20 protein-coding genes are annotated in these 25,379 nt (G+C 72.8%); 8 read left to right on the top strand and 12 right to left on the bottom strand.

Features of this window, described 5'->3' with window-relative positions:
- The 3 genes from HCN08_RS12685 to HCN08_RS12675 form a co-directional block, all read right to left on the bottom strand.
- The coding region (locus HCN08_RS12685) for a hypothetical protein (RefSeq protein ID WP_167983094.1) at positions 1–556 on the bottom strand (556 nt) is incomplete at its 3' end.
- A gap of 116 nt (positions 557–672) precedes the next feature.
- A complete protein-coding gene (locus HCN08_RS12680) occupies positions 673–1,179 on the bottom strand; it encodes a DUF5709 domain-containing protein (protein WP_240970020.1) in 507 nt (168 codons plus the stop codon).
- Between the two features lie 368 nt (positions 1,180–1,547).
- Positions 1,548–2,171 carry an alpha-ketoglutarate-dependent dioxygenase AlkB family protein gene (locus HCN08_RS12675; protein ID WP_167983093.1) on the bottom strand — a complete coding sequence of 208 codons (624 nt, stop codon included), beginning with the start codon at positions 2,169–2,171 and terminating at the stop codon, positions 1,548–1,550.
- Between the two features lie 91 nt (positions 2,172–2,262).
- Here HCN08_RS12675 and HCN08_RS12670 point away from each other — a divergent pair, with 91 nt between their 5' ends.
- On the top strand, positions 2,263–3,804 hold the full coding sequence (locus HCN08_RS12670) for an ATP-dependent DNA ligase (protein ID WP_167983092.1): 1,542 nt from the start codon (positions 2,263–2,265) through the stop codon (positions 3,802–3,804).
- Positions 3,805–3,958: 154 nt separating this feature from the next.
- Here HCN08_RS12670 and HCN08_RS12665 read toward each other — a convergent pair whose 3' ends face one another.
- On the bottom strand, positions 3,959–4,339 hold the full coding sequence (locus HCN08_RS12665) for a hypothetical protein (RefSeq protein ID WP_167983091.1): 381 nt from the start codon (positions 4,337–4,339) through the stop codon (positions 3,959–3,961).
- Between the two features lie 162 nt (positions 4,340–4,501).
- On the opposite strand from HCN08_RS12665, the gene HCN08_RS12660 reads away from it, so the two are divergent.
- The gene (locus tag HCN08_RS12660) at positions 4,502–4,981 is read left to right on the top strand and encodes a YchJ family protein (RefSeq protein WP_167983090.1); all 480 of its coding nucleotides are present in this window, start codon (positions 4,502–4,504) and stop codon (positions 4,979–4,981) included.
- Positions 4,982–5,023: 42 nt separating this feature from the next.
- Here the strand turns inward: HCN08_RS12660 and HCN08_RS12655 are convergent, their stop codons facing one another.
- Positions 5,024–6,301, bottom strand: a complete 1,278-nt coding sequence (locus tag HCN08_RS12655) for an MFS transporter (protein WP_322974409.1) — start codon at positions 6,299–6,301, stop codon at positions 5,024–5,026.
- A 386-nt stretch (positions 6,302–6,687) separates the two neighbouring features.
- Here HCN08_RS12655 and HCN08_RS12650 point away from each other — a divergent pair, with 386 nt between their 5' ends.
- The 5 genes from HCN08_RS12650 to HCN08_RS12630 all read left to right on the top strand — a co-directional run bounded on the left by HCN08_RS12650 (position 6,688) and on the right by HCN08_RS12630 (position 11,295).
- Complete coding sequence (locus HCN08_RS12650; protein ID WP_167983088.1) at positions 6,688–6,861, top strand: hypothetical protein; 174 nt, start codon at positions 6,688–6,690, stop codon at positions 6,859–6,861.
- Between the two features lie 196 nt (positions 6,862–7,057).
- Complete coding sequence (locus HCN08_RS12645; protein WP_167983087.1) at positions 7,058–7,264, top strand: DUF5133 domain-containing protein; 207 nt, start codon at positions 7,058–7,060, stop codon at positions 7,262–7,264.
- 201 nt (positions 7,265–7,465) lie between these two features.
- Positions 7,466–8,152, top strand: a complete 687-nt coding sequence (locus HCN08_RS12640) for a chaplin (protein ID WP_167983086.1) — start codon at positions 7,466–7,468, stop codon at positions 8,150–8,152.
- Between the two features lie 108 nt (positions 8,153–8,260).
- Complete coding sequence (locus tag HCN08_RS12635; RefSeq protein ID WP_167983085.1) at positions 8,261–9,343, top strand: S-(hydroxymethyl)mycothiol dehydrogenase; 1,083 nt, start codon at positions 8,261–8,263, stop codon at positions 9,341–9,343.
- Positions 9,344–9,528: 185 nt separating this feature from the next.
- Positions 9,529–11,295, top strand: a complete 1,767-nt coding sequence (locus HCN08_RS12630; protein ID WP_167983084.1) for an ABC transporter ATP-binding protein — start codon at positions 9,529–9,531, stop codon at positions 11,293–11,295.
- Between the two features lie 52 nt (positions 11,296–11,347).
- Here the strand turns inward: HCN08_RS12630 and pgm are convergent, their stop codons facing one another.
- Positions 11,348–12,988, bottom strand: coding sequence for a phosphoglucomutase (alpha-D-glucose-1,6-bisphosphate-dependent) (gene pgm, locus HCN08_RS12625; RefSeq protein WP_167983083.1), 1,641 nt, complete (start codon positions 12,986–12,988; stop codon positions 11,348–11,350).
- A gap of 113 nt (positions 12,989–13,101) precedes the next feature.
- Between pgm and HCN08_RS12620 the strand changes: the two genes are divergently transcribed.
- On the top strand, positions 13,102–14,640 hold the full coding sequence (locus tag HCN08_RS12620; RefSeq protein WP_167983082.1) for an MFS transporter: 1,539 nt from the start codon (positions 13,102–13,104) through the stop codon (positions 14,638–14,640).
- Positions 14,641–14,731: 91 nt separating this feature from the next.
- On the opposite strand, the gene HCN08_RS12615 is transcribed toward HCN08_RS12620, so the two are convergent.
- The 6 genes from HCN08_RS12615 to HCN08_RS12590 all read right to left on the bottom strand — a co-directional run bounded on the left by HCN08_RS12615 (position 14,732) and on the right by HCN08_RS12590 (position 25,357).
- Positions 14,732–15,235, bottom strand: a complete 504-nt coding sequence (locus HCN08_RS12615) for a MarR family transcriptional regulator (protein WP_167983081.1) — start codon at positions 15,233–15,235, stop codon at positions 14,732–14,734.
- A gap of 29 nt (positions 15,236–15,264) precedes the next feature.
- Complete coding sequence (locus HCN08_RS12610) at positions 15,265–16,998, bottom strand: MFS transporter (protein ID WP_167983080.1); 1,734 nt, start codon at positions 16,996–16,998, stop codon at positions 15,265–15,267.
- A 91-nt stretch (positions 16,999–17,089) separates the two neighbouring features.
- On the bottom strand, positions 17,090–17,605 hold the full coding sequence (locus tag HCN08_RS12605) for a mycothiol transferase (protein WP_167983079.1): 516 nt from the start codon (positions 17,603–17,605) through the stop codon (positions 17,090–17,092).
- A gap of 174 nt (positions 17,606–17,779) precedes the next feature.
- Positions 17,780–19,222: a chitinase gene (locus HCN08_RS12600; protein ID WP_167983078.1), complete on the bottom strand. Its 1,443-nt coding sequence runs from the start codon at positions 19,220–19,222 to the stop codon at positions 17,780–17,782.
- Positions 19,223–19,471: 249 nt separating this feature from the next.
- Positions 19,472–23,764, bottom strand: coding sequence for a discoidin domain-containing protein (locus HCN08_RS12595; RefSeq protein ID WP_167983077.1), 4,293 nt, complete (start codon positions 23,762–23,764; stop codon positions 19,472–19,474).
- A 351-nt stretch (positions 23,765–24,115) separates the two neighbouring features.
- The gene (locus HCN08_RS12590; protein ID WP_167983123.1) at positions 24,116–25,357 is read right to left on the bottom strand and encodes an FUSC family protein; all 1,242 of its coding nucleotides are present in this window, start codon (positions 25,355–25,357) and stop codon (positions 24,116–24,118) included.
- Positions 25,358–25,379 lie beyond the last annotated feature (22 nt).

Raw genomic sequence — 25,379 nt, 5'->3', positions numbered from 1 at the left:
AGTGCCGGGCCAGCCGGGCGCTCTGGGTGGGTGACAGCTCCCGGTCGATCGCGGGTATCAGGTCGCGCCGCTCCTGGGCCACGTAGAGGTCGATGTTGCCGAGCACTCCGGCCACCGAGAGCGCGAAGGTGTCCTCCGGCTGGTCCCGGGTGATCAGGTCCTTGAGGTTGGCCTGCAGCCGCTCGCCCTCTGCGCGGTCGTCCTCCACGACCTCCGCGGCGGCATGCCGGTCGTCCAGGGCCCGGCGGGCGGTCTTCTCGGTCGCCTCGCAGTGCCGGGCCAGCGCGTGGTAGAGGGGGCGCAGTTGGGCGCGGGTCGGGATCCTGGTGTCGTCGTGCCGCATGCCCTCCAGCATCTCGTGCAGCCGGTGGCCCGACGCCTGCACCTCGGCGGACAGCCCCTCGTGATACTCCCTGGCCGCCTCCTGCGCCTCGACGTCGGCCTCGGCCCGCGCGTCGAAGTAGGCAGCCTCCCTGCGGATGTTGGCCGATCCCATGATCCGCTCGTGCTCGGAGGGCACCCCGGGCAGGTCGCCCGGCCTCGTCTCGTCGCTCATACCAACCGGCTCCTCGCCTGCTCGCGTTGCCCTGACTCGGCCTTCCGCGCCGTCACCGCGCCGCCACCGGCGCTTCTCCCCGGCGGCGCCGCGCCGTCCCGCCGGACCGGCCGCGTTCATTCCTCCGGCTCCGGCCAGTTCTCGTCCGACACCACGTGCACCGCCGCCTCCTCCGCCGAGGCCGCGCCGCCGTCGATGCCGACGTCCTCGCCGACCATGCCGTCCCGCCGGACGTGCACCCCCTCGTCGGGGGCGACCAGCCGGCCGGAGCGTGCGTCTCCCGCCTCGATGTCGAGCAGTTCGCCGTCGGTGTCGGAGGCGTCGCCGAGCCCGTCCCCGTCGCCGGCGCCGTCCGGTACGTCGGGCCGTTCGCGCGGCAGCCGCTCGTCCAGCGTCTCGCGGTCGTACTGCTCGATCGCGGTCGTGCCGTACTCGTCGACGGCGCGCGGCTTCTCCGGCGGCGAATACCCCTCGTCGAGCACTTCGGGGATACCGCGGTCGACCAGGGTGTCCTCCGGCTCCAGCGGACCGGCGTCCTCGCGGATCTCGCTGCCGTCCGGCTGGTAGACGTCGTCGCCCATCGTGCCGTCGTCACCCATCGTGCTGTCGATCGGCCTGGTCATGTCGCCGCACCTGCCTCGACCGGACTGCGGGGGTACCCGCGGGCCACCGCCCGCGGGACGGCGGCCAGGACCGCCGCTTCGGACGCGCTTCGCACGATGACCACCGTCCTTCCTGGCCGGGGCCTGCCCGAGCCGGAACGGCCGCACCACCGCAGGTCCACGGCGGCCCGGCGATCTTTCACCCGCTCGCCTGCCCGCCCGCCCGGCGTGGAAACCGGCCGGGGGAACCGTCCACCGCACGGCTCAGGACGGCCCACCTCCATGATGCGGCGCGCCTCCCCCGCGCGCCTGCGGGCGCCGGGTCGCCCCCGCGCGCGGGCCCCGCGCCCCGCCCCGCAACCGGGCCCGTACCGCCCGTACCCGGGCGGTCAGGCCACCCCGCGGGGGCGGAACTGGACGCTGATCCGGCCGCCGACGCTCGCGCGGGTCTTGGGTATCGCGTGGTCCCAGGTGCGCTGGCAGCTGCCGCCCATCACGATGAGGTCCCCGTGCCCCAGCGGGACCTTGCGGGCGGGCTCGCCGCCGCCGCGGGGGCGCAGCAGCAGCGGGCGGGGCTCGCCGAGGGACAGGATCGCGACCATCGTGTCGTGCGTGGCGCCGCGCCCGAACCGGTCGCCGTGCCAGGCCACGCTGTCCCGCCCGTCGCGGTAGTAGCACAGGCCCGCACTGACGAAGGGCTCCCCGAGCTCGGCGGCGTAGTGCCGGCCGAGGCGGTCGCGGGCCTCGGCCAGCACCGGGTCGGGCAGCGGCTCGCCGGGGCCGTAGTGGGCGAGCAGCCGGGGCACCGCCACCACGTTGTCGTACATCTGGCGGCGCTCCTCCCGCCAGGGCACCTCGGCGGCGAGCTCGGCGAACAGGTCGTCGGCGCCGCTGAGCCAGCCGGGCAGGACGTCGATCCACGCGCCGTGGGCGAGCGGGGTGCGGCGCAGCCGGTCCAGACCGCCCAGGACCGGTGCGCCGGTGGCGAAGAGTGATGTCTGCTGGTGGAGCATGCCCCCACCATAACGCCGGATCGCACGCCTTTTCGATTCCCCGTTCGAGTGAACCCTCGCACTCCCGCACCGGCCGTCGCAGGATGGACACATGCTCTTCGCCGAGGTCGCCCGGGTCTCCCGGGATGTCGCGGGCACGGCGTCCCGCTCCCGCAAGAGGGAACTGCTCGCCGGCTTCTTCCGGGACGCCGAGCCGCAGGACGTGCCCGTCGCCATCGCCTACCTCGCCGGGCGGCTCCCGCAGGGCCGGCTGGGCGTCGGCTGGGCCGCGCTGCGCGACCGCGCCGCGCCCGCCCCGGCGCCCTCGCTGACCGTCGCGGGCGTGGACGCCGCCCTGTCCGCGGTCGCGGCCGTGTCGGGCCAGGGCGCGCAGGCCGGCCGGCGGGCGCTGATCCAGGACCTGATGGCCGCGGCCACCGCCGTGGAGCAGGAGTACCTGATCGGCCTGATCACCGGCGAGGTCCGGCAGGGCGCCCTGGACGCCGCCGCCGCGGAGGGATTGGCGGAGGCGACGGGCGCGCCGCCGGCCGAGGTGCGGCGGGCGGTCATGCTGGCCGGCGCGCTCGAACCGGTGGCGCAGGCGCTGCTGGCCCGCGGACCCGCGGCGCTCACGGACTTCCGGCTCACCGTGGGCCGCCCGCTGCTGCCGATGCTCGCGGCCTCCGCGAAGTCGGTGCGGGAGGCGGTCGGCAAGCTCGCCGGGCCCTGCGCGGTGGAGGAGAAGCTGGACGGCATCCGCATCCAGGCGCACCGCGACGGCGAGGAGGTGCGGCTGTTCACCCGCACCCTCGACGACGTGACCGGCCGGCTGCCGGAGATCGCCGCGACGGTGCGCACGCTGGAGGGCGAGCGCTTTGTGCTGGACGGCGAGGTGCTGGCCTTTGACTCCGCCGGCCGGCCGCGGCCCTTCCAGGAGACGGCCGGCCGGGTCGGCTCACGGGTCGACGTCGCCGCGGCGGCGCGGGCGATGCCGGTCTCGGCGGTCTTCTTCGACGTGCTGTCGGCCGGCGATCGGGACCTGCTGGACCTGCCCTACGCCGTACGCCACGAGGCGCTGGAGGCGCTGGTCCCGCCCGCCGCCCGGGTCAGGCGGGCGGTCGTCGCGGACCCGGCGGACCCGGCGGCGGTGCGCGAGGCGGAGGAGTTCATGGCGGCGACGCTGGAGCGCGGCCACGAGGGCGTCGTCGTCAAGGCGGACGACGGGCCGTACGCGGCGGGGCGGCGCGGCGCGTCGTGGATCAAGGTCAAGCCCGTGCACACCCTCGACCTGGTGGTGCTCGCCGCCGAGTGGGGCCACGGCCGGCGCACCGGCCGGCTGTCCAACCTGCATCTGGGGGCGCGCGGCGAGGACGGCTCCTTCGTCATGCTCGGCAAGACGTTCAAGGGCCTGACCGACGAGCTGCTGGCCTGGCAGACCGAGCGGCTGCTGGCGCTCGCCGAGCACGACGACGGGCATGTGGTGACGGTCCGGCCCGAGCTGGTCGTGGAGATCGCCTACGACGGCGTGCAGACCTCACCCCGCTACCCGGCGGGCCTGACCCTGCGCTTCGCGCGCGTCCTCCGCTACCGCGAGGACAAACCCGCGGCCGAGGCGGACACCGTCGCCGCCGTACGCGCCGCCCACACCACCTGAGCGACACGACGCGGGCGCGACCCGGCGCGGCGCAAGCGCGACCGGGCGCGGGCGCAGACGTAGCCCAGGACGGCGCAGCTCTCGCCCGGGCCGGGCCCGAGCACGCCGGGCCTCCGCGGGCCGCGTACGGCGTGCTCGCCCCCGGCGGGCGGGCTCAGCGGTTGTCCAGGCGGAAGGCGACCTCCTGCTCCTGGTCGCCGGACGCGGTGCCGGTGACGGTGACCGCGAAGGACTCGGCCAGGCCCTCCCGGAGCCGGTCCACGGCGTGGTAGCCGCCCTGCGCGGTCAGCGTCACCGGCGCGGAGAGCCGGCCGGGGCCGGGGAGGGCGAGGGTGCGGGAGACGTCGAAGGTCGCGGTCCGCACGACCGGGCCGTCGCCGGCGGTCTCGCCCGGCGCGCTCTCGGAGGCGCTGTCGCACGGGAAGCTGGTGTGCAGCGCGTCGAGGACGGCCTTGGCGTCCTCCTTGCCGCAGCGGTCGAGGGTGACGGTCACCTGGGCCGTCGGCTCCGCGGACTGTTCGGGTGCCGTACTCACGGGGTGTCCTTCCGTCGCATGGGCTTCAGGAGCGGCCGGCGCATGGGCCGTCGCGCGGGGCGCGGTCGCCCCGCACTGCGCGTTTCCGCCCCGGCGCGGACGAAACACCCGGTGGGCCGGACGGCGGCACGCCGGGGCGGGCGCGTCCGCGACACTGGTGGCATGTCCTCGCGCCCCGCCCGCCGCCCCGCCACCGGCAAGAAGCCCGCCCGCCGCGCCCAGGCCGCCGCCCCCGCCCCGAGCGCCGGCGCGCCGCCCCGGCAGTGCCCGTGCGGGCTGCCCGCCCCGTACGCCGACTGCTGCGGCGCCCTGCACGCGGGGACCGCCCTGGCCGCGACCGCCGAGCGGCTGATGCGGTCGCGCTACAGCGCCTTCGCGGTCCGCGACGCCGGATATCTGCTGCGCAGCTGGCACTCCTCGACCCGCCCGCCGCGGCTGGACTTCGACCCGGACGTGCGCTGGACCGGCCTGGAGATCGTCCGGACCACCGGCGGCAGCGCCTTCCACACCGAGGGCACGGTCGAGTTCCGGGCCCGCTACCGCGCCGGCGCGGCGGCCGGCGAGCAGCACGAGGACAGCCGCTTCGTCCGCGAGGACGGCCGCTGGGTGTACGTCGGCGAGGCCGCGCCGCCCGGCCGCTGAGCCGGCGCGGGTACGGGCGGCGCGGGCACGGGCGGGGCGGCCTCAGGCCACCGGGCGGCCCGCGTCGTAGGAGATGAAGCCGCGCTGGAAAAGCCCGATCAGGGTGATCGCGGCGATGCACGCCAGGCCGCCGCCGAGGACCGCGGCGGTCGGGGTGAAGAGGTCGGCCGCGCTGCCGGCGAGGAAGTCGCCGAGGCGGGGGCCGCCGACGACCACGACGAGGAAGACGCCCTGGAGCCGGCCGCGCATGTCGTCGGGGGCGGCGGACTGGAGCATCGTATTGCGGAAGACCATGCTCACGGTGTCCGCGCAGCCGGCCAGCGCCAGGAAGACCAGGCCCAGCAGCAGGTTGCGGGTCAGGCCGAAGACGGCGATGGCGGCGCCCCAGGAGCCGACGGCGAGCAGCACCGCGAAGCCCTGGCGGCGCACCCTGCCGAGCCAGCCGGAGAAGACGCTGCCCAGCAGCGCGCCCACGGCGGGCGCGGCGGCGAGCAGGCCGACGGTGCTGGTGCCGCCGCCGTACCACAGGCCCGCGACGGCCGGGAACAGCACGCGCGGCTGGGCCAGGACCATGGCGCACAGGTCGGTGACGAAGGTGGTGCGCAGGTTGGGCCGGGCGGCGAGGTAGCGCAGGCCCTCCATGACGGAGGGGCGGCGGCGCACCGCGGGGTCGGCGTCGCCCTCGCCCGGCAGCATCGCCGGCAGCCGCCACATCGCGTAGAGGGAGGCGGTGAAGGCGGCGGCGTCGATCAGGTACGCGGCCTGGTAGCCCCACAGGCCCACGAAGACGCCGCCGAGCATCGGGCCGGTCATCTGGCCGACGCCGCCGGCGAGCGAGGCCAGCGCGTTGGCGGCCGGCAGTTGCGCGGGCGGCAGCAGCCGCGGGGTCATGGAGGCGCGGGCCGGGGAGTTCATGGCGAAGCAGACCGCCTGCAGGGCGACGATCGCGTAGAGCACGCCGACGATCCGCAGGTGGGCGAGCGCGGTGGCGGCGAGCGCGGCGGACAGCACGAAGGAGCCGGTCGCGCTGACCAGTCCGAGGCGGCGGCGGTCGACGGCGTCCGCGACGGCCCCGCCGTACAGCCCGAAGACGATCAGCGGGACGAGCGAGCACAGGCCCACCAGGCCGACGTAGAAGCTGGAGCCGGTGATCGCGTAGACCTGGAGGGAGACGGCCATCGCCGTCATCTGCTGGCCTATGTACGAGATGGTGTTGCCGAACCACAGCCGCCGGAAGTCGGCGTTCTCGCGCAACGGGGTGATATCGGCGAGCAGCCGGCGGCGGCGCGGGGCGGCGGGCGGGACGGGTGCGGCGGGTATCGCTGACCCGGATGGCCCAGCCAGGTCCTTACCGACTTTCTTGCTGTTGAGCACGGCAAAAGGTAGCAGTGCGGGCCCGTACTGAAGCCGCCGGGTCGTCGAAACCGGGTTGAACCGGGATCGCACGCGAGTTGAACCCGGGGCAAAACCGGCTGGTGGCGGGCGTGCGACCGGGAATACTCTGTGCGAGACGAACAGGCCCGCAGGGGATGTACCGGCCCCGCAGCCCGTCCCGGAACGAGTCGCCACCTTCGGCCGCGCTTCCGGCTATCGCAACAGGCGCCACCGCGTCCGTACCGCCCGAAGTTGGAATCCAGCCGGGCGCTCCCGACGCAGGGCCATGGCCGCGCGGGGTGTCCGGGTCGACGCGACGCAAGGAGTCCGCGGTGTCACAAGATCAGCTCACGCCCAAGGAGCCGGCCGCAGAACGCACGTCCGGCAAGGTGGTGCTGCTCGACGAGGAGGGCCCGCTGAACACCTGGGCCCGGTGTGCCCCGATCCGCCTGGCGGGGTACGAGGACGACCTCTCCGAGACGCACATTCTGCGCAGTATCGATTAGTCGATTCATCGGCTTTCCCTCCGGGCCGGCCGGCGGACCCCACCCGGGGTTCCCCCGCCCGGCCCGCGGGCACGGACCGCTGCCCGGCGACGGGGCCGGCAATGAGATCTGCACGACATTCCCCGTGTATCGCGCATGCACCTGCCGAGAGCGGGCATATGGGGGTCGACTTCACCGATCTTCGAGGAGTACGACGATGCTGATGGCGCACCCGACCGTGCTGCGGAACCTGGTGGACCGCTACGAGGAGCTGTCCGCCGAGGCGGGCGCGAACCCGCGGGCCGAGGAGCAACTGCGGGACACCGCCTACACGTTGTGCGTGTCGACCGGGACGCGGGAGATATCCGCGGCGCTCTCGGCGGCCCGGGCGCGGATCGGCGAGGTGGAGGAGGCGGCGGCCTGACGGCGTGTCGGCCCGGTTCCCGCTCCCCCTCTTCCCGTATTTTCCGATGTGAATATCGGGAGGTCGCACCTGCAAAGGTGCAGCAACACGTAGGGATGAAATGTCCCGGCGTCATGACCCGAATGGCCCTCCGCGGCGTTGTCACTGTGCGGGCATACGGCCCGATGATCCCGATGATGATGTCCGGAAGGCAGGAATCGTATGAACAGGCTCGCCCGCAGGGGTCTTGTCTCCGCGATGGTCGCCGGCGGCGTGCTGGCGTCGGCCGGATACGCGCAGGCCGACGCGTCCGCCGGCGGGGAGGCCGCCGGGTCGCCGGGAGTGCTGTCGGGCAACGGGCTCCAGGTTCCCGTCCACGTACCCGTGAACGTGTGCGGCAACACCGTCAGCGTGGCCGGCCTGCTCAACGCGGTGTCGGGCAACGCGTGCGCCGACGGCCCGGCGGAAGGCGCGGCCGGCGCCACCTCGCCGGGCGCCGCGGGCACGTCGGATACGCCGGGCGCGTCCGCCGCCTCGGGCGCGTCGCAGGGCGGCGGCGCGCTCGCCCTGGGCGGTGCGCGCGGCTCGGCCGGCGTGCTGTCCGGCAACGGGCTGCAGCTGCCGCTGGACCTCCCGGTGAACGTCACGGGCAACGGGGTGGACGTGGTGGGCGTCGGCAACCCGTCGACCGGCAACACCTCGGTGAACGCCGAGAACCCCGCCCCGCCCGCCCACACCCCGAATCCGGCGCCGCCCGCCGAAGCCGCTCCCGCCGGGCCCACCGCCTCCGCCGAGCCCACCCTGGCGCACACCGGCGCCGACGGTGCGGGCGCCGCCGCCGCGGGCAGCCTCGTCCTGCTGCTCGGCGGCACGCTCCTGCACCGAAGGGCGCGATCGGCCCGCCGCTGACCTATCGTCGGCAGCGGCACGCCGGCGCCCGGACGACGCCGGCGGGACGCCGCCGCCACGGCCCGGCCACGGCGACGGCGGCGGGACGAGGGCGAAGGAGGGCTCCAGATGGCGCAGGAAGTCCGCGGGGTGGTCGCACCCGGCAAGGGCGAGCGGGTGCGGGTCGAGACGATCACGGTGCCCGACCCCGGCCCGGGCGAGGCGGTGGTGCGGGTCCAGGCGTGCGGGGTCTGCCACACCGACCTGCACTACAAGCAGGGCGGCATCGGCGAGGACTTCCCGTATCTGCTCGGGCACGAGGCGGCGGGCCTGGTCGAGGAGGTCGGCCCGGGCGTGACCGAGGTGGCGCCCGGCGACTTCGTGATCCTCAACTGGCGTGCGGTGTGCGGGCGCTGCCGGGCCTGCCTGCGCGGTCGCCCCTGGTACTGCTTCGACACCCACAACGCCCGGCAGAAGATGACGCTCGGCGGCAGGGAGCTCTCCCCCGCGCTCGGCATCGGCGCGTTCGCCGAGAAGACGCTGGTCGCGGCCGGGCAGTGCACCAAGGTCGACCCGTCGGTCGCGCCGTCCGTGGCCGGGCTGCTCGGCTGCGGGGTGATGGCGGGGATCGGCGCGGCGGTGAACACCGGGGCGGTCGGCCGCGGCGACTCGGTCGCGGTGATCGGCTGCGGCGGCGTCGGCAACGCGGCGGTGGCCGGCTCCCGGCTGGCCGGCGCGGCCCGGATCATCGCGGTGGACGTCGACGACCGCAAGCTCGCCACCGCCTCCGCGCTCGGCGCCACCCACACCGTCAACGCCCGCGCCCAGGACCCGGTCGAGGCGATCCGCGCGCTGACCGGCGGCTTCGGGGCCGATGTGGTGATCGAGGCGGTGGGCCGCCCGGAGACGTACGAACAGGCCTTCTACGCCCGGGATCTCGCCGGGACCGTCGTGCTGGTCGGGGTGCCCACCCCGGACATGCGCATCGACCTGCCGCTGCTGGACGTCTTCGGCCGCGGCGGCGCCCTGAAGTCGTCGTGGTACGGCGACTGCCTGCCCTCGCGGGACTTCCCGATGCTGATCGACCTGCATCTGCAAGGGCGGCTGGACCTGGGCGCGTTCGTGAGCGAGACCATCGCGCTGGACGAGATCGAGGCGGCCTTCGACCGGATGCAGGCCGGCGACGTGCTGCGCTCGGTCGTGGTGCTCTGAGCCGGACCCCCGGCCCGACCGCGCCCCGGGCCGTACGACGAGCGGGAAAACGCCCGGGCGCGGCGGCATGAACACGTCCTAGGGTGGATGCACGCGCACACGCCACGAGCAGCACCTCAGCGCCGAGGTGCTGCTCGGCGCGCTGCCGCGCGACCACCGCGAAGACGTGATTCGAGGAGCCTGCAATGGCGTTGCCGCAAGGCACGCTCAGCCACCGCTACCGTGGCGAGCACCCCGTACGAACCCTCCTCTACCTCTTCCATCCCGACCGGCGGCGGGTCGCCCTCGCCGTCGCCGCCTTCTTCGGCAAGCACACCCCGGTGTGGCTGCTCCCGCTGATCACCGCGAACGTCGTGGACGTCGTCGTCCAGCACCGCCCGATCCACATCCTGTGGTGGAACTCCGCGATCCTGCTGGTGATCCTGGTGCTCAACCTGCCGCTGCACCTGACGTACGTGCGCTGCATGCAGGGCTCCATCCGCCGCACCGGCACCCGGCTGCGCAGCGCGCTGTGCCACCGCATGCAGCAGCTGTCCATCGGCTACCACTCCCGGGTGAGCGCCGGGGTGCTGCAGGCCAAGGTGATCCGGGACGTCGAGACGATAGAGACCGCGGCGCAGCAGACCGCGGACAACGGCCTGGCCGCGCTCGCCACGCTCAGCGGCGGCCTGGTCGTCATCGGCATCCAGGCGCCGGCCTTCCTGCCGGTCTACCTGGTGGTGGTGCCGGCCTCCGCGACGCTGGTGGTCAAGCTGCGGCGGCGGCTGCGGCACCGCAACGAGTCCTTCCGGCAGCAGGTGGAGCAGCTGTCGTCGCGGGTCAACGAGATGACGGCGCTGATCCCCATCACCCGCGCGCACGGCCTGGAGACGACCGCGCTGCACCGGGTGGACCGCACCCTGGGCGAGGTGCTGCACGCGGGGCTGCGGCTGGACCGGCTCAACGGCTGGTTCGGCTCGATCGCCTGGATCCTGCTCAACGCGATCGGCGTGGCGTGCCTGGCCGGCTCGGCGCTGGTGGCGTACTACGGCTGGCTGAGCGTCACCCCCGGCACCGTGGTGATGCTCAGCGCGTACTTCTCCAGCCTCACCGCGTCGGTGACCACGCTGCTGACGCTGACCCCGCAGATCGGCAAGGGCCTGGAGTCGGTGCGCTCGATCGGCGAGGTGCTGCAGGCGCCGGACCTGGAGCAGAACGACGGCAAGGCGCCGGTCGAGGGCGTCGTGGGCCGCTTCGAGTTCCGCGGGGTCGGGCACACCTACCCCGAGGCGGACCGCCCGTCGGTGACCGGCTTTGACCTGGATGTGCGGCCCGGTGAGACGATCGCCCTGGTGGGCGGCTCGGGCGCGGGCAAGTCGACGGTGCTGAACCTGGTGATCGGCTTCCTGCGGCCCTCGCAGGGCAGCATCCTGCTGGACGGTGCCGACATGGAGACACTGGACCTGCGCGACTACCGCAACTGGCTGTCGGTGGTGCCGCAGGAGTCGATCCTGTTCGAGGGCAGCATCCGGGAGAACGTCACCTACGGCATGGCCGGCGTGCCGGACGAGCGGGTGCGGGCGGCGCTGCGGGACGCCAACGCGCTGGAGTTCATCGACCGGCTGCCGGACGGCCTGGACACCGTCGTCGGTGAGCGCGGCGCCCGCCTGTCGGGCGGTCAGAAGCAGCGGCTGGCGATCGCCCGGGCGCTGATCCGCGACCCGCGGGTGCTGGTCCTGGACGAGGCGACCTCGGCGCTGGACTCCCGCTCGGAGGCGCTGGTGCAGCAGGCGCTGACCCGGCTGGTGCGCGGCCGTACGGTCTTCGTGGTCGCGCACCGCCTGTCGACCATCAGGAACGCCGACCGCATCGTGGTGATGGACGAGGGCCGGATCGCCGAGGTCGGCTCGCACGCCGAGCTGCTGCGCAGCGGCGGCGCCTACGCCGGGCTGCAGGCCGCCCAGCTGGCCTGACGGCGCCGGCGTGCGGCCCCGGGGCGTCCCGGGGCCGCGCGCCGGCGGGGCGTCAGGCGCCGAGCGCCGCGCCCACGATGTCGCGCGCCTCCTGCTGCACCTGCGCGAGGTGGTCGGGGCCGCGGAAGGACTCGGCGTAGATCTTGTAGACGTCCTCGGTGCCGGACGGCCGGGCGGCGAACCAGGCGCTGTCGGTGCACACCTTGATGCCGCCGATCGCGGCGCCGTTGCCGGGCGCCTCGGTGAGCACCGCGGTGACCTGCTCGCCGGCCAGCTCCTTGGCGGGCACCTGGTCGGGCGAGAGCTTGGCCAGGATCGCCTTCTGCCGGCGGTCGGCGGGCGCGTCGATCCGGGCGTAGGCGGGCTCGCCGAAGCGCCCGGTGAGATCGGCGTAGTGCTCGGAGGGGGTGCGGCCGGTGACGGCGGTGATCTCGGCGGCCAGCAGCGCCAGCAGGATGCCGTCCTTGTCGGTGGTCCACACGCTGCCGTCGCGGCGCAGGAAGGACGCGCCCGCGGACTCCTCGCCGCCGAAGGCGAGGGTGCCGCCGAGCAGCCCGTCGACGAACCACTTGAAGCCGACCGGCACTTCGGTCAGCGGCCGGCCGAGGTCGGCGACGACCTTGTCGATCATCGAGGACGACACCAGCGTCTTGCCGATGGCGAGCTGCGGGCCCCACTGCTCGCGGTGCCCGGCGAGGTAGGAGATGGCGACGGCGAGGTAGTGGTTGGGGTTCATCAGCCCGCCGTCGGGGGTGACGATGCCGTGCCGGTCGGCGTCCGCGTCGTTGCCGGTGGCGACGGCGAAGGCGTCCTTGCGCGCGATGAGCGAGGCCATCGCGTACGGCGAGGAGCAGTCCATGCGGATCTTGCCGTCCCAGTCCAGCGTCATGAAGCGCCAGGTCGGGTCGGTCGTGGGGTTGACGACCGTCAGGTCCAGGCCGTGCCACTCGGCGATCCGGCCCCAGTAGTCGACCGAGGCGCCGCCGAGCGGGTCGGCGCCGATCGTCACCCCGGCGCGCCGCACCGCGACCAGGTCGAGGACGGCGGGCAGGTCGTCGACGTAGCGGCCGAGGAAGTCGTAGCGGGCGGTGGTGTCGGCGGCCAGCGCCCGGGTGTAGCCGATCCGGTGGACGCCTTCGAGGCCGTCGCCGATGAGCTGGTTGGCGCGGTCCTGGATCCACCCGGTGGCGTCGGAGCCGGCCGGGCCGCCGCTGGGCGGGTTGTACTTGAAGCCGCCGTCGGAGGGCGGGTTGTGCGAGGGGGTGACGACGACGCCGTCGGCCAGGCCCGTGGTGCGGCCCTTGTTGTACGTCAGGATGGCGTGCGAGACCGCGGGCGTCGGCGTGAAGCCGTCGTTCTCGTCCAGCAGCACCGTCACTCCGTTGGCGGCGAAGACCTCCAGGGCGGTCACCCGGGCAGGCTCGGACAGCGCGTGGGTGTCGGCGCCGAGGAAGAGCGGTCCTGTGGTGCCCTGCTGTGCGCGGTAGTCGCAGATGGCCTGGCTGGTGGCGGCGATGTGGTCCTCGTTGAACGCGGTCTGCAGCGAGGAGCCGCGGTGCCCCGACGTCCCGAACGCCACCTGCTGGCCCGGCTCCTGCGGGTCGGGGTGCAGCGTGTAATACGCCGTGAGCAGGCGGGGTACGTCCACCAGGTCCTCGGTCCCGGCCGGTGTCCCGGCACGCTGGTGCGGCATTCACGTCTCCTCGGCTAGTCGGCTGGTCGGGTTGCCCCGACCATTGTCATCTCTGCCCTCATCCCTTTCCGCGATACCGGGCCACCGCGCACCTCACGTCCTAGGGTGGGCTCATGATCCAGGATCAGGGCGGGGCGGGGGTGCCGCTGGCGTCCCGCACCGGGCGGTGGGTGCTGGCGTGCTCGGTGCTGGGCTCGGGCATGGCGCTGCTGGACGGCACGATCGTGAACATCGCGCTGCCGCGGATCGGCGAGGACCTGGACGCGCCGCTGTCGGCGCTGCAGTGGACCGTCAACGGCTACATGCTCACGCTGGCCGGGCTGATCCTGCTCGGCGGCGGGCTCGGCGACCGCTACGGGCGGCGCCGGGTGTTCGTGGTCGGCGTGGTGTGGTTCGCGCTGGCCTCGGCGCTGTGCGGGATCGCGCCGGACGACGGGGTGCTGATCGCGGCCCGCGCGCTCCAGGGCGTGGGCGGGGCGCTGCTGACGCCGGGGTCGCTGGCGCTGGTGCAGTCCACCTTCCGGCCGGAGGACCGGGCCAAGGCGGTGGGGGCGTGGTCGGGGCTGGGCGGGGTGGCGGGCGCGGTCGGGCCGTTCCTGGGCGGCTGGCTGGTGGACGGCCCGGGCTGGCGGTGGATCTTCCTGGTGAACCTGCCGGTGGCCGCGGTCGTGGTGGCGATCGCGGTGCGGCATGTGCCCGAGAGCCGGGACCGCAACGCCTCGGGCAGCTTCGACGTGCGGGGGGCGGCGCTCGCCGCGCTGTGCCTGGCCGGGGTGACGTACGCGCTGATCTCCGCCTCCGGGCATCCGTCGTGGCCGGCGGTGGTGGTGCCGGCGCTGCTGGGGGTGGCGTGCGGGGTGGCGTTCTGGCGCACCGAACGCCGGGTCGGGCATCCGATGCTGCCGCTGTCGGTGTTCTCCTCGCGGCTGTTCACCTCGATGAACGTGGTGACGCTGTGCCTGTACGCGGCGATCGGCGGGGTCTTCTTCATCCTGCCGGTGCAGTTGCAGATCGCCGCCGGCTACAGCGCGCTGCGGGCGGGGCTCGCGACGCTGCCGGTGACGGTGCTGATGCTGGCACTGTCGGCGCCGGCCGGGGCGCTGGCGCAGCGGATCGGGCCGCGGCTGCCGCTGACGGTGGGGCCGCTGGTGACGGCGGCCGGGCTGCTGCTGCTCATGCGGCTGGGGCCGGGCTCGTCGTCGTACTGGCTGGACGTGCTGCCGGCGGTGGTGGTGCAGGGGCTGGGGATGAGCCTGTTCGTGGCGCCGCTGACGGCGACGGTGCTGGCGTCGGTGGACGTGGACCACGCCGGGATCGCCAGCGGGGTCAACAACGCCGCCGCCCGGGTGGCGCAGCTGCTGATCGTGGCGGCGCTGCCGCTGGCGGTGGGCCTGTCGGACCAGGCGTACCGCTCGCCGGGCAAGGTGAACGACGCCTTCGGCTCGGCGATGCTCATCTGCGCGGGGCTGTGCGCGCTGGCCGCGCTGCTGGCCTTCACGCTGGTGCCGCCGCAGGCGCTGGCCGAGGCGGAGGGCGCGGAGCCGGCCGCGCAGCCGCAGTGCCGGGCGAGCTGCGGGGTGAACGCCCCGCCGCTGGAGCCGGGCGGCAGCCACCGGGTGCCGGGCGAGCCGGCCGGCGACGCACCGGGCTGACGCAGGGCCCCCGTAGCGGCCCGGCAGCCGCGGGCCCGGGCCCGTATCCGCGGAGCTCGGCCCCGCGCCCCTGCCCCGTACCCGCGACAGCTCAGCGGCGCGCCCCCGCGTCCTCGCGGTCGCCCGGCGCGTCCCCGGCGGCCGGCTGCGGCTCGGTCAGCAACTGCTCCAGTGCCGGCAGCGCCGCGAGCAGCGCGTCGAGCTGCCCGGCGTCGAGCCGGGCCATCCGGCGGGCCAGCAGCTCCGAGCGCCGGCGGCGGATCCGGTCGAGTACGTCACTGCCCTGCGCGGTGACGCTGACCAGCCAGGAGCGCCCGTCGGAGGGGTCGGGCTGCTTGGCGATGAGCCCGGCGGCGGCCAGCGGCGCGACGGTACGGGTCAGGGAGGGCGCGGCGACCTGCTCGTACGCGGCCAGCTCGCCGAGCCGCAGGGGGCCGTGCTCCTGGATCCTGGCCAGCGCGGACAGCTGGGCGTAGGTGAGGTTGAGGTCGTCGTTGCTGGCCTGCGCGAGCTGGCGGTAGAGCCGGGCGATGACCAGCCGGAGCCGGGCCACGGCGGCGGAGGAGGGCGCCCCGCGCCCGTCGGTGTCGGTCATGGCGGGGCGCCTCCTGGGTCGTACCGCGGTCAGCTGTCCTGGGTCTGGCTCACATGCGTCGGGGCGACGCGCCGGCTGCGGATCAGCGAGGCGCCCGCCGCGACCAAGGACATCACGATCGCCAGGGCGAACACCACGACCAGGCCGTCGTGGAAGGGTCCGGAGATCAGGTGCGGGAAGAACTCCCGGCCGGTCAGGGTGTGCGCGTTGGCCTTGGGCAGCGAGCCCAGCAGGTCGGGGCCGAGCAGCTGCTGGATCGGGTTGTAGCCGAGGAAGGCCGCGAAGAGCGTGCCGACCGGCGGCAGGTTCGCCACGTCGTGCGCGTTGGAGGCGGGCACGCCCTGGGCCATCAGGCCGGTGCTGAGGGTGTGCGGCAGCGAGCGGGCGAGACCGGCGACCATCAGCGAGAAGAACACGCCGATGGACAGCACCATGCCGGCGTTCTGGAAGGTGGCGCGCATGCCGGAGGCGGCACCGCGCGACTCGGCGGGCACGCTGGCCATGATGATCGAGGTGTTGGGCGCGGCGAACAGCCCGCCGCCCAGGCCGTTGAGGAAGACCACCAGCGCGAAGACCCAGTAGCTGAAGTCGGTGGGGATCAGCAGCAGCCCGGCGAAGGAGCCGGCCATCACCACGAAGCCGGACGCGGCGAAGAGCCGGGCGCCGTAGCGGTCGGACAGCGCGCCGGCGATGGGTCCGGCGGCCAGGAAGCCGACGGTGAGCGGCAGCAGGTAGATGCCGGCCCACAGGGGCGTGTCGGCGTAGTTGTAGCCGTGCAGCGGCAGCCAGATGCCCTGGAGCCAGATGATGAGCATGAACTGCAGGCCGCCGCGCGCGATGGAGCCGAGCAGCGTCGCGGCGTTGCCGCCGGCGAAGGCGGCGTTGCGGAAGAGCTTGAGCGGGAACATCGGCTCGGCGACCCGGTCCTCGATGAGGCAGAAGGCCACCAGGACGGCGACGCCGCCGATGAGGCCGGCGAGCACCCACGGGTTGGTCCAGCCCATGGTGTGGCCGCCGTAGGGCTGGATGCCGTAGGTGATGCCGGCCAGCAGCGCGGTCAGGCCCACGGCGAAGCTGATGTTGCCCCACCAGTCCATCTTGGCCGGGCGGCGCACCCCGGTCTCGTGCAGCGAGCGGTAGGCCCACACGGTGCCGATCAGGCCGATCGGCACGTTCACCCAGAAGATGGAGCGCCAGTTCCACTCGGCGAGCAGGCCGCCGAGGACCAGGCCGATGAAGGAGCCGGCGATGCCGGCGACCATGTTGACGCCGAGCGCCATGCCGCGCTGGCGGGCCGGGAAGGCGTCGGTGATGATCGCCGCGGAGTTGGCCATCAGCATGGAGCCGCCGACGGCCTGGGCGACGCGCCAGCCGATGAGCCACAGGGCTCCGCCGCCGCCGTGCAGCGGGTCGACCGACAGGATCACCGAGGTGACGGTGAAGATCAGGAAGCCGGCGTTGTAGATCTTGACCCGGCCGAAGATGTCGCCGAGCCGGCCGAGCGTGACCACCAGGACCGCGGTGACCAGCATGTAGCCCATCAGCATCCACAGCAGGTAGCTGACGTTCCCGGGCTGGAGCGGGTCAAGCCTGATGCCGTTGAAGATCGCGGGCAGCGAGATCAGCACGATCGACGAGTTGATCGTGGCGATCAGCATGCCGAGGGTGGTGTTGGACAGCGCCACCCACTTGTAGTGCGGATGGTCGGCCGCGATGCGCGGTGTCCTTCGCTGTATTCGCTTGGTCGCGTCCTGTGTCGCCATCAGGCCCTTCACACCCCGCCCGGGTCAGTGGGTCAATTACTTAACTTAGGTTAAGTAACTCTATCACCGGGGTCAGGGCCTCGGCATCCGGTCACCCCCGGCGGCGCAGCAGGTGGCCGCGCAGGAAGGCGGCCTGCCCGGCGTGCTGGAGGTCGTCGCCGATGACGCTGACCAGCCGGACGCCGAGCGTCACATGCGGGGTCCAGCGGCGGTCCACGACCCGGTCGAGGTCGGCGTCGGCCAGGCCGCCGAGGTAGTCCAGGCTCTGCTCGTGGACGGCGTCGTAGTAGCCGGTGAGCAGGTCGGCGGAGGCGGGGCGGACCTGGGCGACATCGGCGCAGTCGTGGCCGTAGCCGATGTCGGCGGGGTCGAAGGGCAGGCCGAAGCGCTCGTCCCAGCCGCCCGCGGTCCACACCTGCGGGCGGCCGGCGACATCGGCGACATGGTCGTCCTGGACCCGGGTGAGGTGCCAGACCAGCCAGCCGACGGTGTTGGCGTCGGGGTCGACGCGGTGGGCGAGCTCCTCGGCGGTCAGTCCCTCGACGGCGGAGTGGACGGCCTCCTTGATCCGGCCGTAGCCGTCGGCGAGCAGTTCTGCGGTGTTCATCGGGCTCCTCGCGGGGGTACGCGGCGGTGCCGCCGGCGGGGCCGGATGCCCCGGTGGCGGCGTGATGATCCGATCTTCGCCGATGTGCGCCGCGCGGGCCGGGATAGACGCCCCGGCGCCGGGCGGGTCCGCCGACCCGCCCGGCGCCGGGCGTTCACCGCTGCTGCCGCCGGGTCAGGACGGCAGCGTCCACTGCTGGTTGGTGCTGCCGGCGCAGTCCCAGATCTGCAGCCGGGTGCCGTTGGCCGAGCTCGGCCCGGTGGCGTCCAGGCACCTGCCGGACTGCGGGTTGCGCAGGGTGTTGCCGGTGTTCTTCTGCCACACCTGCGAGCCGGTGCCGTTGCAGTCCCACAGCTGCACCTTGGTGCCGTTGGCGGTGCCGGCGGACGTCACGTCCATGCACTTGCCGAGCGCCCGCAGGGTGCCGTCGGAGCCGACGGTCCAGTTCTGCGCGCCCGTGCCGTTGCAGTCGTAGAGCTGCACGGCGGTGCCGTTGGCGGTGGCTGCCGCGGCGACGTCGACGCACTTGTTGGCGTAGCCGGAGCGGATCGGGCCGGTGGAGCCGGTGGGCGGCGGCGGGGTCGTGCCACCGCCGCCGGTGATGCCGTTGAAGATGCTGGAGAACTGCCACGCGGACTGCGAGGTGCCGCTGCAACCGCTCTGCGCGGAGCCGCCGTTGCTGGCGCACGCCTTGTCGCGGCCGAGCGCCCAGAAGGACAGCTCCTGGATGCCGTTGGACTTGGCGAAGTTCGCCACGTCCTGCGCGTCGGAGGTGGAGAAGACCTCGCTGGAGGTGTCGTTGACCCCGATCATCGGGGTGTTGCCCTCCATGGCCCACAGCTGCGCCGAGGACTTGCCGGTCCAGATCTGGCCGAGCTGGTTGTGCAGGCCCTGGGCGGCGCTGATGGCGGCGTTGCCCATGTCCATGGCCGAGCCGTAGTCCATCGTCATGATGTTGACGAGGTTGACGGTGAGGTTGTGGCTCTTGGCATTGTTGAGCAGGCTGATGGAGTTGGACTCCAGGCCGCTCGGCGAGACCGGCAGGGTGTACTGCACGTCCAGGCGCTTGCCCTGGGCGGCGTACTGCTGCTGGAGGTCGGCCAGCGCGGTGTTGCGGCGGTCGTTGGCGGCGGTGTTGTTGAGCGCGCTGCCCTCGATGTCGAAGTCGACGCGGGTGAGGTTGAGGCCGTCGATGACCCGCTTGTACTGGGTCTCCAGCGCGGAGACCGACGTACAGGCCAGCGCCTCCTCGGTGCCGGAGGCGCCGCCGAAGGAGGCGATGACGTCGCCGCCGGCCGCGCGCAGGCTGTTGATCGCCGAGGTCCAGTTGCCGTCGGTGATGGAGGTGTCGCCGTTGAAGGTGGCGTTGCAGCCGCCGCCGTCGATGACGAAGGCGAGCGTGAAGTACTTCAGGCCGGTGGCGTTGCGGACGGTGGTGAGGGCCGAGGGCGAGTTCCAGACCTCGGCGTAGGGGGCGGCGTACTGCGCGGGGAAGCCGGGTCCGGGGTTCGCCGCGGCGTGGGCCGTGCCGCCGGTGGCGAGCAGCAGGCCGGCGGCCAGGGCGGGGACTGCGGTGAGGGCGCCGAGCCTTCTCAGCTCGATGCGCGGTCTTTGCATGGGGGGAGGCCTTCCGTTGCGGACAGACCACACCGTCCGCCGCGTTCAGCGGATGGAACGGTGGACGCCGACCTGACTGTCGGGCGCATCGGTGACCGTAGGACTAGACCAATGCCCCGTCAAGACCCCGCGTTCACCAACTGAATACGAAACCGGGCCCATGACCGCCTGTCCCTGGGCCGTCAGCGGGCACGCGCGGGTGCCCGCGTTCAGCTTTCGAACGCGGGCACCCGCTCTGGCCTGCGGAACTCAGTTGTTGACGTTGATCGTGAACGTGGTGGTGGGGTTCTGGATGTCCACGGCGTTGTCACTTTCGTGCAACCCGTTGATCGTCACCGAGCCCACCGCCGGGCCCTGCCCGGGTTCCGGCTGCGGGTTGGCCCACAGGCCGAAGCCGGACTTGGCGTCGAAGGCGTCACCGCTCTTGTGCGCCCCGGTCACCGACAGGTTGGTGAAGACGGTGTCGGAGATCGGGTTGAGCGAGGTGCTGCCGTTCCACTTGGTCTGGAACATCACGCCCTGGTACGTCGGGTCGGAGATGTCCACGTCGCTGATCCTGATGCCCTGGAGCTTGAACTCCGCGGAGTAGATCCACAGCGCCGGGAAGGCCTGCTGGCCCCAGAAGTGGCCGCCGTCCCTGGCCAGGGTGATGTTGGAGAAGTTGGTCGTCGGCGAGGACTCGAAGCCCAGCGCCGGGATGCCGCCGAAGGCCAGCGAGCCGATGGTGATGCCCGGGTAGGTCAGGCTGTCGGCGATGTAGAGGTTGCTGAAGGTGTTGCCACCGCCGCCGTAGACCGCCAGGCCCGCCGCGCGCCATACCGTCTGCACGCTGAGGTTCTGGAAGGTGTTGCCGGTCTCCTGCTCGTTGTGGTTGTCGATGGCCGGGAAGAGGGCGAAGGAGTCGTCACCGGTGCTGCGGGCCTCGCTGTTGGTGACGGTGTTGCCCGTCGAGCCGTTGGTGAGGTTCACGCCGTCGGCGAACGTGTCGCGGATCCGCAGGTTGCTGATCGTGGAGTTGTCGACGTTGGTCGCCCACACCCCGCAGATCGTGTGCTCGATCCACAGGTTGTCGATCGTCAGGTTCGCCACGCCGTTGAGGTCGAAGACCTTGCCCGGCCCGTCGATCCGGCTGGTGTAGTTGCCGAAGAAGCCGAAGCCGGTGAAGCTCGAACCGCTGGAGCCGGACTGCAGCGAGAAGCCGCCGTCGGTGTTCTCCTGGGTCTGCGGCGTGAAGAACCGGGTGAACCAGGGACCGGCGCCGATCACCTTGATCGCCCGGCCGTAGACGGTGAACTTGTTGGCGGTGGAGTAGTCGCCGGCGGGCAGGTAGACGCCGAGCTTGCTGGTGTCCTGCCGCGCGGTGTCCAGTGCGTTCTGCACATCCTGCTGGGTGAAGCCGGCCGGCACGACGTACTTCGTCGGGTCGGGGTTGGCGACCGGGGTCGCCTGCTCCAGGTTGATGTAGTCGATGTTGTAGTACGAGGCGGTGTTCGCCGCGTCCTTCTCCAGCCGAATCTTGTGGCCGGCCGCGACCGTGGTGCCCAGCAGCACGTTGGCCTCGTCGTAGATGTGCCGCGGGGAGCCGGAGCCGGGCGAGTTGTTCGGGCTCGCCTCGTCGCCGTACAGCCACTCGAACTTCGAGGTCAGCGTGATGGTCTTGAGGAAGGTGCCGTCCACGTAGACGTTGAGCGTCGTGGAGTCGGTGCCGTCGGGGATGTTGAAGCGGGTGACCAGCGTGTTGGTGGGGTTGCGGGTCGTCCACTCGACGTACTGGCCGTTGCCGCCCAGGTGCACCGCCTTGCGGCCGGACGCCTCACCGGCCGGGTCGCCGATGGTGCGGTTCGGCCCGAGGACTGTCGCGCCGCCGCCGGTGACGCCGTCCTCGGCCTCGTAGACGTCGTACGGCATGTTGGCGCCGCGGCCGACGAAGAGGGACTGCGTGCTGGTGTTGTTGGCCTGCTTGATCGACAGCTCGTTGGCGTCCGCGGCGATCACGGTCTTGACCGTGTACTTGCCGTTGGCGGCCGTCCAGCTGCCCAGGTTGACCGGTGCGGTGGTGGCGCCGGCGGCGATCGCGCCGTTGTAGGAGCCGGTGAGGGTCTTCACCACGCTGCCGCTGGAGGCGTCGGCGACGGTGAGGGTCACGTTGTGCGCGCCGGAGGCCGCCGCGACGGTGCCCTGGTTCTTGATGGCGACCGAGAAGGTGACGTTGTTGCCCGCCGACGGGTTGCCCGGCGACCACGCCACCGGGGAGGCCAGCAGGTCGGAGGTGTCGACCGGCTTGACGACCAGGGCGGTGGGGTTGGTGTAGGAGTTGTTGGTGTCGTTCTGCTCGACGACCGTGTTCGCCTCGTCCACCTTGGCCGTCAGCTGGTAGCTGCCGGCGTCCCTGGCGCCGATCGCCGCCTGGACGGTGGTGCTGGCGCCCGCGGCGAGCGCGCCGACGTTGGCGGTGCCGACCTTGGCGGTGCCGAGGTAGAAGTTGACGTTGCTGGCCGGCGAGGCGTTGGTGCCGATGTTCTTCACCGTCGCGTTGAGGGTGATCGGGTCGGTCTCCACCGGGGCCGCGGGCGACGCGGTCAGGCCGGTCACGGTCAGGTCGGGGTTCGGTCCCGGCGTGCCGATGACCTGGAACTCCGCGGCCTGGCCGCCGCCGGCACCGGAGTTGGCGCTGAAGACCAGCCGGACGTCCGCGACCCGGGCGGTCACCGGGATGGTGACGGTGTTGCCGCCGCTGGACGGGCTGAAGGAGTAGCTCTTGGGCGCCACCAGCTGGGTGAAGCCGCTCGCGCTCTGCTCGCGGCCCTGGACCTCGATGGTCTGGGTGCGCGGGCCCCACGCCGGGTCCGGGTTGAGCTTGACCACGACCGAGCTGGTGTCGACGTTGGCGCCGAGCTGCACGGTCAGCGTGCTGGTGCCGGTGCCCTCCCAGTAGGTGGTGACGCTGTCGTCGTTGGCGTTGGTCGCGACGAAGTTCTGCACCGTGGAGGACGCGGTGATCGGCTTGCCGACCGCCTGGTTGGTGCCGCCGGTGGGCGGGGTGGTGCCGGTGCGGGTCACCGTGTTGCTGTTGGCCGACTCGTTGCCGGCCGCGTCGATCGCCCGTACGAAGTACGAGACGGTGGCGCTGTCGGGCTGGTTGTCGGTGTAGGTGAGGGTGCTGCCGCCGGTGGTGGCGATCTTGGTCCCGTTGGCGAAGACCTCGTAGCCGGTGACCGCGGTGTTGTCGCTCGCGGCGCTCCAGGTCAGCTTGATCTGGCCGGAGCCGGGCTGGGTGAACGCCAGGTTCGACGGGGCGCTCGGCGGCTGGGTGTCGCCGGAGGTGCCGGTGCGGGTGACGGTGTTGCTGCTCGCCGACTGGTTGCCGGCCGCGTCGCGCGCCTTGACGTAGTACGACACGGTCGCGGTGTCGGGCTGGCTGTCGGTGTAGGTCAGCACGTTGCCGGCGACCGAGGTGCGCAGCTGGCCGTTGGCGTAGACGTCGTAGGCGGTCACGCCGGTGTCGTCGGTCGCGGCGTTCCAGGTCAGCTTGACCTGGCCGGACGCGGGCTGGGTGTACGCCAGGTTCGACGGCGCCGACGGGGCGGTGACGTCACCGGTGGCGGGGCCGTAGACCTCGAACTCCGAGACCTGGCCGGCCGGCCAGCCGGTGTTGCCGGTGATGTTCAGCCGGACGTACCGGGTGGTGGCGGTGTTGAAGGTGATGGTGACCGTGTTGCCGGTGGCCGGGTTGAACGTGTAGCCCTTGGAGGCCACCAGGTCGGTGAAGGTCGTGCCGTTGGTGCTGCCCTGCACGGCCAGCGTCTGGGTGCGGGTCTGCCACGCGGTGGCCGGCGGCAGCTTCAGGGTGACGGTGTTGACCGGCACCGCGGAGCCGAGGTCGACGCGCAGCCACTGCGGGAAGGCGTTGTTGGTGCTCTCCCAGTAGGTGTTGGCGTTGCCGTCGACCGCGTTGCCCGAGCCGTAGACGTCGGCGTGGCCGGACTCGGCGGTGGGCTTGCCGGCGGCGAGGTTGGCACCGGCCGCGGCGGCCTGCACGGTGATCTCCGACAGCTGCGCCGCGTCGGCGGCGGAGTTGCCGGAGACCTCGGCGCGCACGTAACGCGCCGTCGTGGCCGGGAAGTCGACGGTGACGGTGTTGCCCTTGTCGGGCGAGAAGGTATACGCCTTCGAGCCGACGATCGTGGAGAACAGCGTGCCGTCGTCGCTGGCCTGCAGCGACAGGGTCTCGGTGCGGGCCTTCCAGGAGGCCGGCACCTTCAGCTGCACCCTGTCCACCAGGGTGCTGGCGCCCAGGTTGACCTGGGCCCACTGCGGCTTGGCGGCGCTGACGGCGCCGCTTTGCCAGTACGTGCCCTGGTCGCCGTCGCTGAGCCGGTCGGCGGTGTTCCGGCCGCTGGCGCTGCTTGCCTGCGCCGCCTTGCCGGCCGCGAGGTCGTGGGCCCCGGCGGCGACGGCGGGCAGGGCCGTGCCGCCGAGCAGCAGCAGGCTGCCGGAGACCACCCCCGCCAGCAACCGTGGTATCGAGCGCTTCGTTCTCATGAAGTCCCTCTGTGTGTGTGGGGGATCAGGGGGTTGTCGAGAAGAGCCGAGCCATAGAAGAGCTATTCGAAACGTGCGGGATCAGCAAGTGAAGTTGCGCTCATCCCATGCAGTTCCATCGCTGATCTGCTCATAATTTGCGTACGTGTTGGCAGAGTGTTACAGACGGGCTACGGCGGCGTCTACGCCTGGGAAGGCAACGATTCCTGCACGGAGGGGGCACGTCGGGGCGCGCCGGCCGCCCGGCACCCCGGGGGCGCAGGGACGGGTGCGCCGGGAGGTGCGGGCAAGCGCTTTCCCGCACAGCCGCCGTACAGCCGTGCCGCAGCCGGTGCGGGGCGGCCGGGCAGGCTACCTGAAGACGTCGCGGACCGCGGCCTGCGAGCGGCGGAAGAGGCCGCTGTCCCCCATCCGGCGGCGGATCATCGCCAGCCGCGGATGCCGCTCGCTCAGCTCGCCGCCGATCCGGTCCAGCTCCTCCACCAGCCGCTCCGAGCGCTTCTCCAACCCCAGCTCGTCGAGGATCCGGTCCACCTCGGCCAGCAGCGCGCCGTGCAGCTGCCACTGCCGGGGATGCTCCTGGACGTTGGCCAGCAGCATGTCGGCGATCTTGTCCCGGCTCTCGGCGCTGTCGGAGAGCGCTTGCCCCAGCCGGTCCTCGGCCGCTTCGGCGTTGGCCGAGACCTGACTGGTGATCAGCACCGCGAAGCTCTCGATGGCATAGGCGATATGGTCCATCAGCCGCTCCAGCTCCGCCGACACCTCGTCGGGGAACAGATGCTCGTCCATCCGGTGCTTGGCCAGGTCGGTGAGGGTGCGGGAGAGCACCCGCAGCACCACCGCGCAGATCTCCAGGGTGTCCAGGCCCGTGCGCAGCACGATCCGGGAGAGCGCTCCCTCGCGCACCCGGGGGTTCCACCGCAGGCTGTCCTCGGCCTGCCGCAGCGAGACGTCCACCTCGGCGATGTCGTGGTCGACCCGGCGCGCCTCGTGCAGCCGGGCGGCGGCCCGCTCGACCGGCAGGTGGCCGGCGACCTGGCCGCCGATGTCCCGGAAGAGCCGGCCCATCCGGTGCGCCATGGACTCGATCGAGTCACCGGCGGTCTGCACCCACACCGGCGGGGCCAGCAGGTTGAACAGCAGCCCGACGACGGCGCCGATCAGCGTCTCCCACACCCGGTCCCACGCGGTGTTCGCCACCCGGGTGACGCCCAGCACCAGCATCGCCGAGATCGCCACCTCGATCTCGAACTCGCCGGCCCGCACGAACCGCCCGATCAGCAGCGACGTCAGGATGATCAGCCCCAGGCTCCACCAGCTCAGCCCCACCAGCCAGCTGAAGCCGATCGCGATGAGCACGCCGGCGACGACGGCGTTGACCCGGCTGACGCCGGTGGTGAGGGTGGAGTAGAGCGTCACCTGCACCACCAGCAGCGCGGTGAGCGGGGCGGTCAGCGGCGCCGGGTTCGGCAGCAGCCAGACGGCGACCACATAGGAGATGACGGCCGCCGTGGTGGACCGCAGGATCTGCGCGGCCACCGGCTCCGCGCTCCAGCGGACGAGCTTGACCACAGGTTCTGGTACGTCGGGCATCGCGGGCATCCCATGGTCCTTC

It is taken from the genome of Actinacidiphila epipremni (genome assembly GCF_012034175.1).
In the GTDB taxonomy this organism is placed as follows: Bacteria; Actinomycetota; Actinomycetes; order Streptomycetales; family Streptomycetaceae; genus Actinacidiphila; species Actinacidiphila epipremni.
The sequence above is the reverse complement of the archived record's forward strand: the minus strand, read 5'-3'. Positions and strand labels throughout refer to the sequence as shown.

Coding starts and splice junctions, on each gene's coding strand:
- HCN08_RS12605 (WP_167983079.1), bottom strand. CDS start 17,605: ATGAACACCGCAGAACTGCTCGCCGACGGCTACGGCCGGATCAAGGAG.
- HCN08_RS12640 (WP_167983086.1), top strand. CDS start 7,466: ATGAACAGGCTCGCCCGCAGGGGTCTTGTCTCCGCGATGGTCGCCGGC.
- HCN08_RS12630 (WP_167983084.1), top strand. CDS start 9,529: ATGGCGTTGCCGCAAGGCACGCTCAGCCACCGCTACCGTGGCGAGCAC.
- HCN08_RS12615 (WP_167983081.1), bottom strand. CDS start 15,235: ATGACCGACACCGACGGGCGCGGGGCGCCCTCCTCCGCCGCCGTGGCC.
- HCN08_RS12675 (WP_167983093.1), bottom strand. CDS start 2,171: ATGCTCCACCAGCAGACATCACTCTTCGCCACCGGCGCACCGGTCCTG.
- HCN08_RS12645 (WP_167983087.1), top strand. CDS start 7,058: ATGCTGATGGCGCACCCGACCGTGCTGCGGAACCTGGTGGACCGCTAC.
- HCN08_RS12670 (WP_167983092.1), top strand. CDS start 2,263: ATGCTCTTCGCCGAGGTCGCCCGGGTCTCCCGGGATGTCGCGGGCACG.
- HCN08_RS12595 (WP_167983077.1), bottom strand. CDS start 23,764: ATGAGAACGAAGCGCTCGATACCACGGTTGCTGGCGGGGGTGGTCTCC.
- HCN08_RS12600 (WP_167983078.1), bottom strand. CDS start 19,222: ATGCAAAGACCGCGCATCGAGCTGAGAAGGCTCGGCGCCCTCACCGCA.
- HCN08_RS12610 (WP_167983080.1), bottom strand. CDS start 16,998: ATGGCGACACAGGACGCGACCAAGCGAATACAGCGAAGGACACCGCGC.
- pgm (WP_167983083.1), bottom strand. CDS start 12,988: ATGCCGCACCAGCGTGCCGGGACACCGGCCGGGACCGAGGACCTGGTG.
- HCN08_RS12620 (WP_167983082.1), top strand. CDS start 13,102: ATGATCCAGGATCAGGGCGGGGCGGGGGTGCCGCTGGCGTCCCGCACC.
- HCN08_RS12590 (WP_167983123.1), bottom strand. CDS start 25,357: ATGCCCGACGTACCAGAACCTGTGGTCAAGCTCGTCCGCTGGAGCGCG.
- HCN08_RS12635 (WP_167983085.1), top strand. CDS start 8,261: ATGGCGCAGGAAGTCCGCGGGGTGGTCGCACCCGGCAAGGGCGAGCGG.
- HCN08_RS12680 (WP_240970020.1), bottom strand. CDS start 1,179: ATGACCAGGCCGATCGACAGCACGATGGGTGACGACGGCACGATGGGC.
- HCN08_RS12660 (WP_167983090.1), top strand. CDS start 4,502: ATGTCCTCGCGCCCCGCCCGCCGCCCCGCCACCGGCAAGAAGCCCGCC.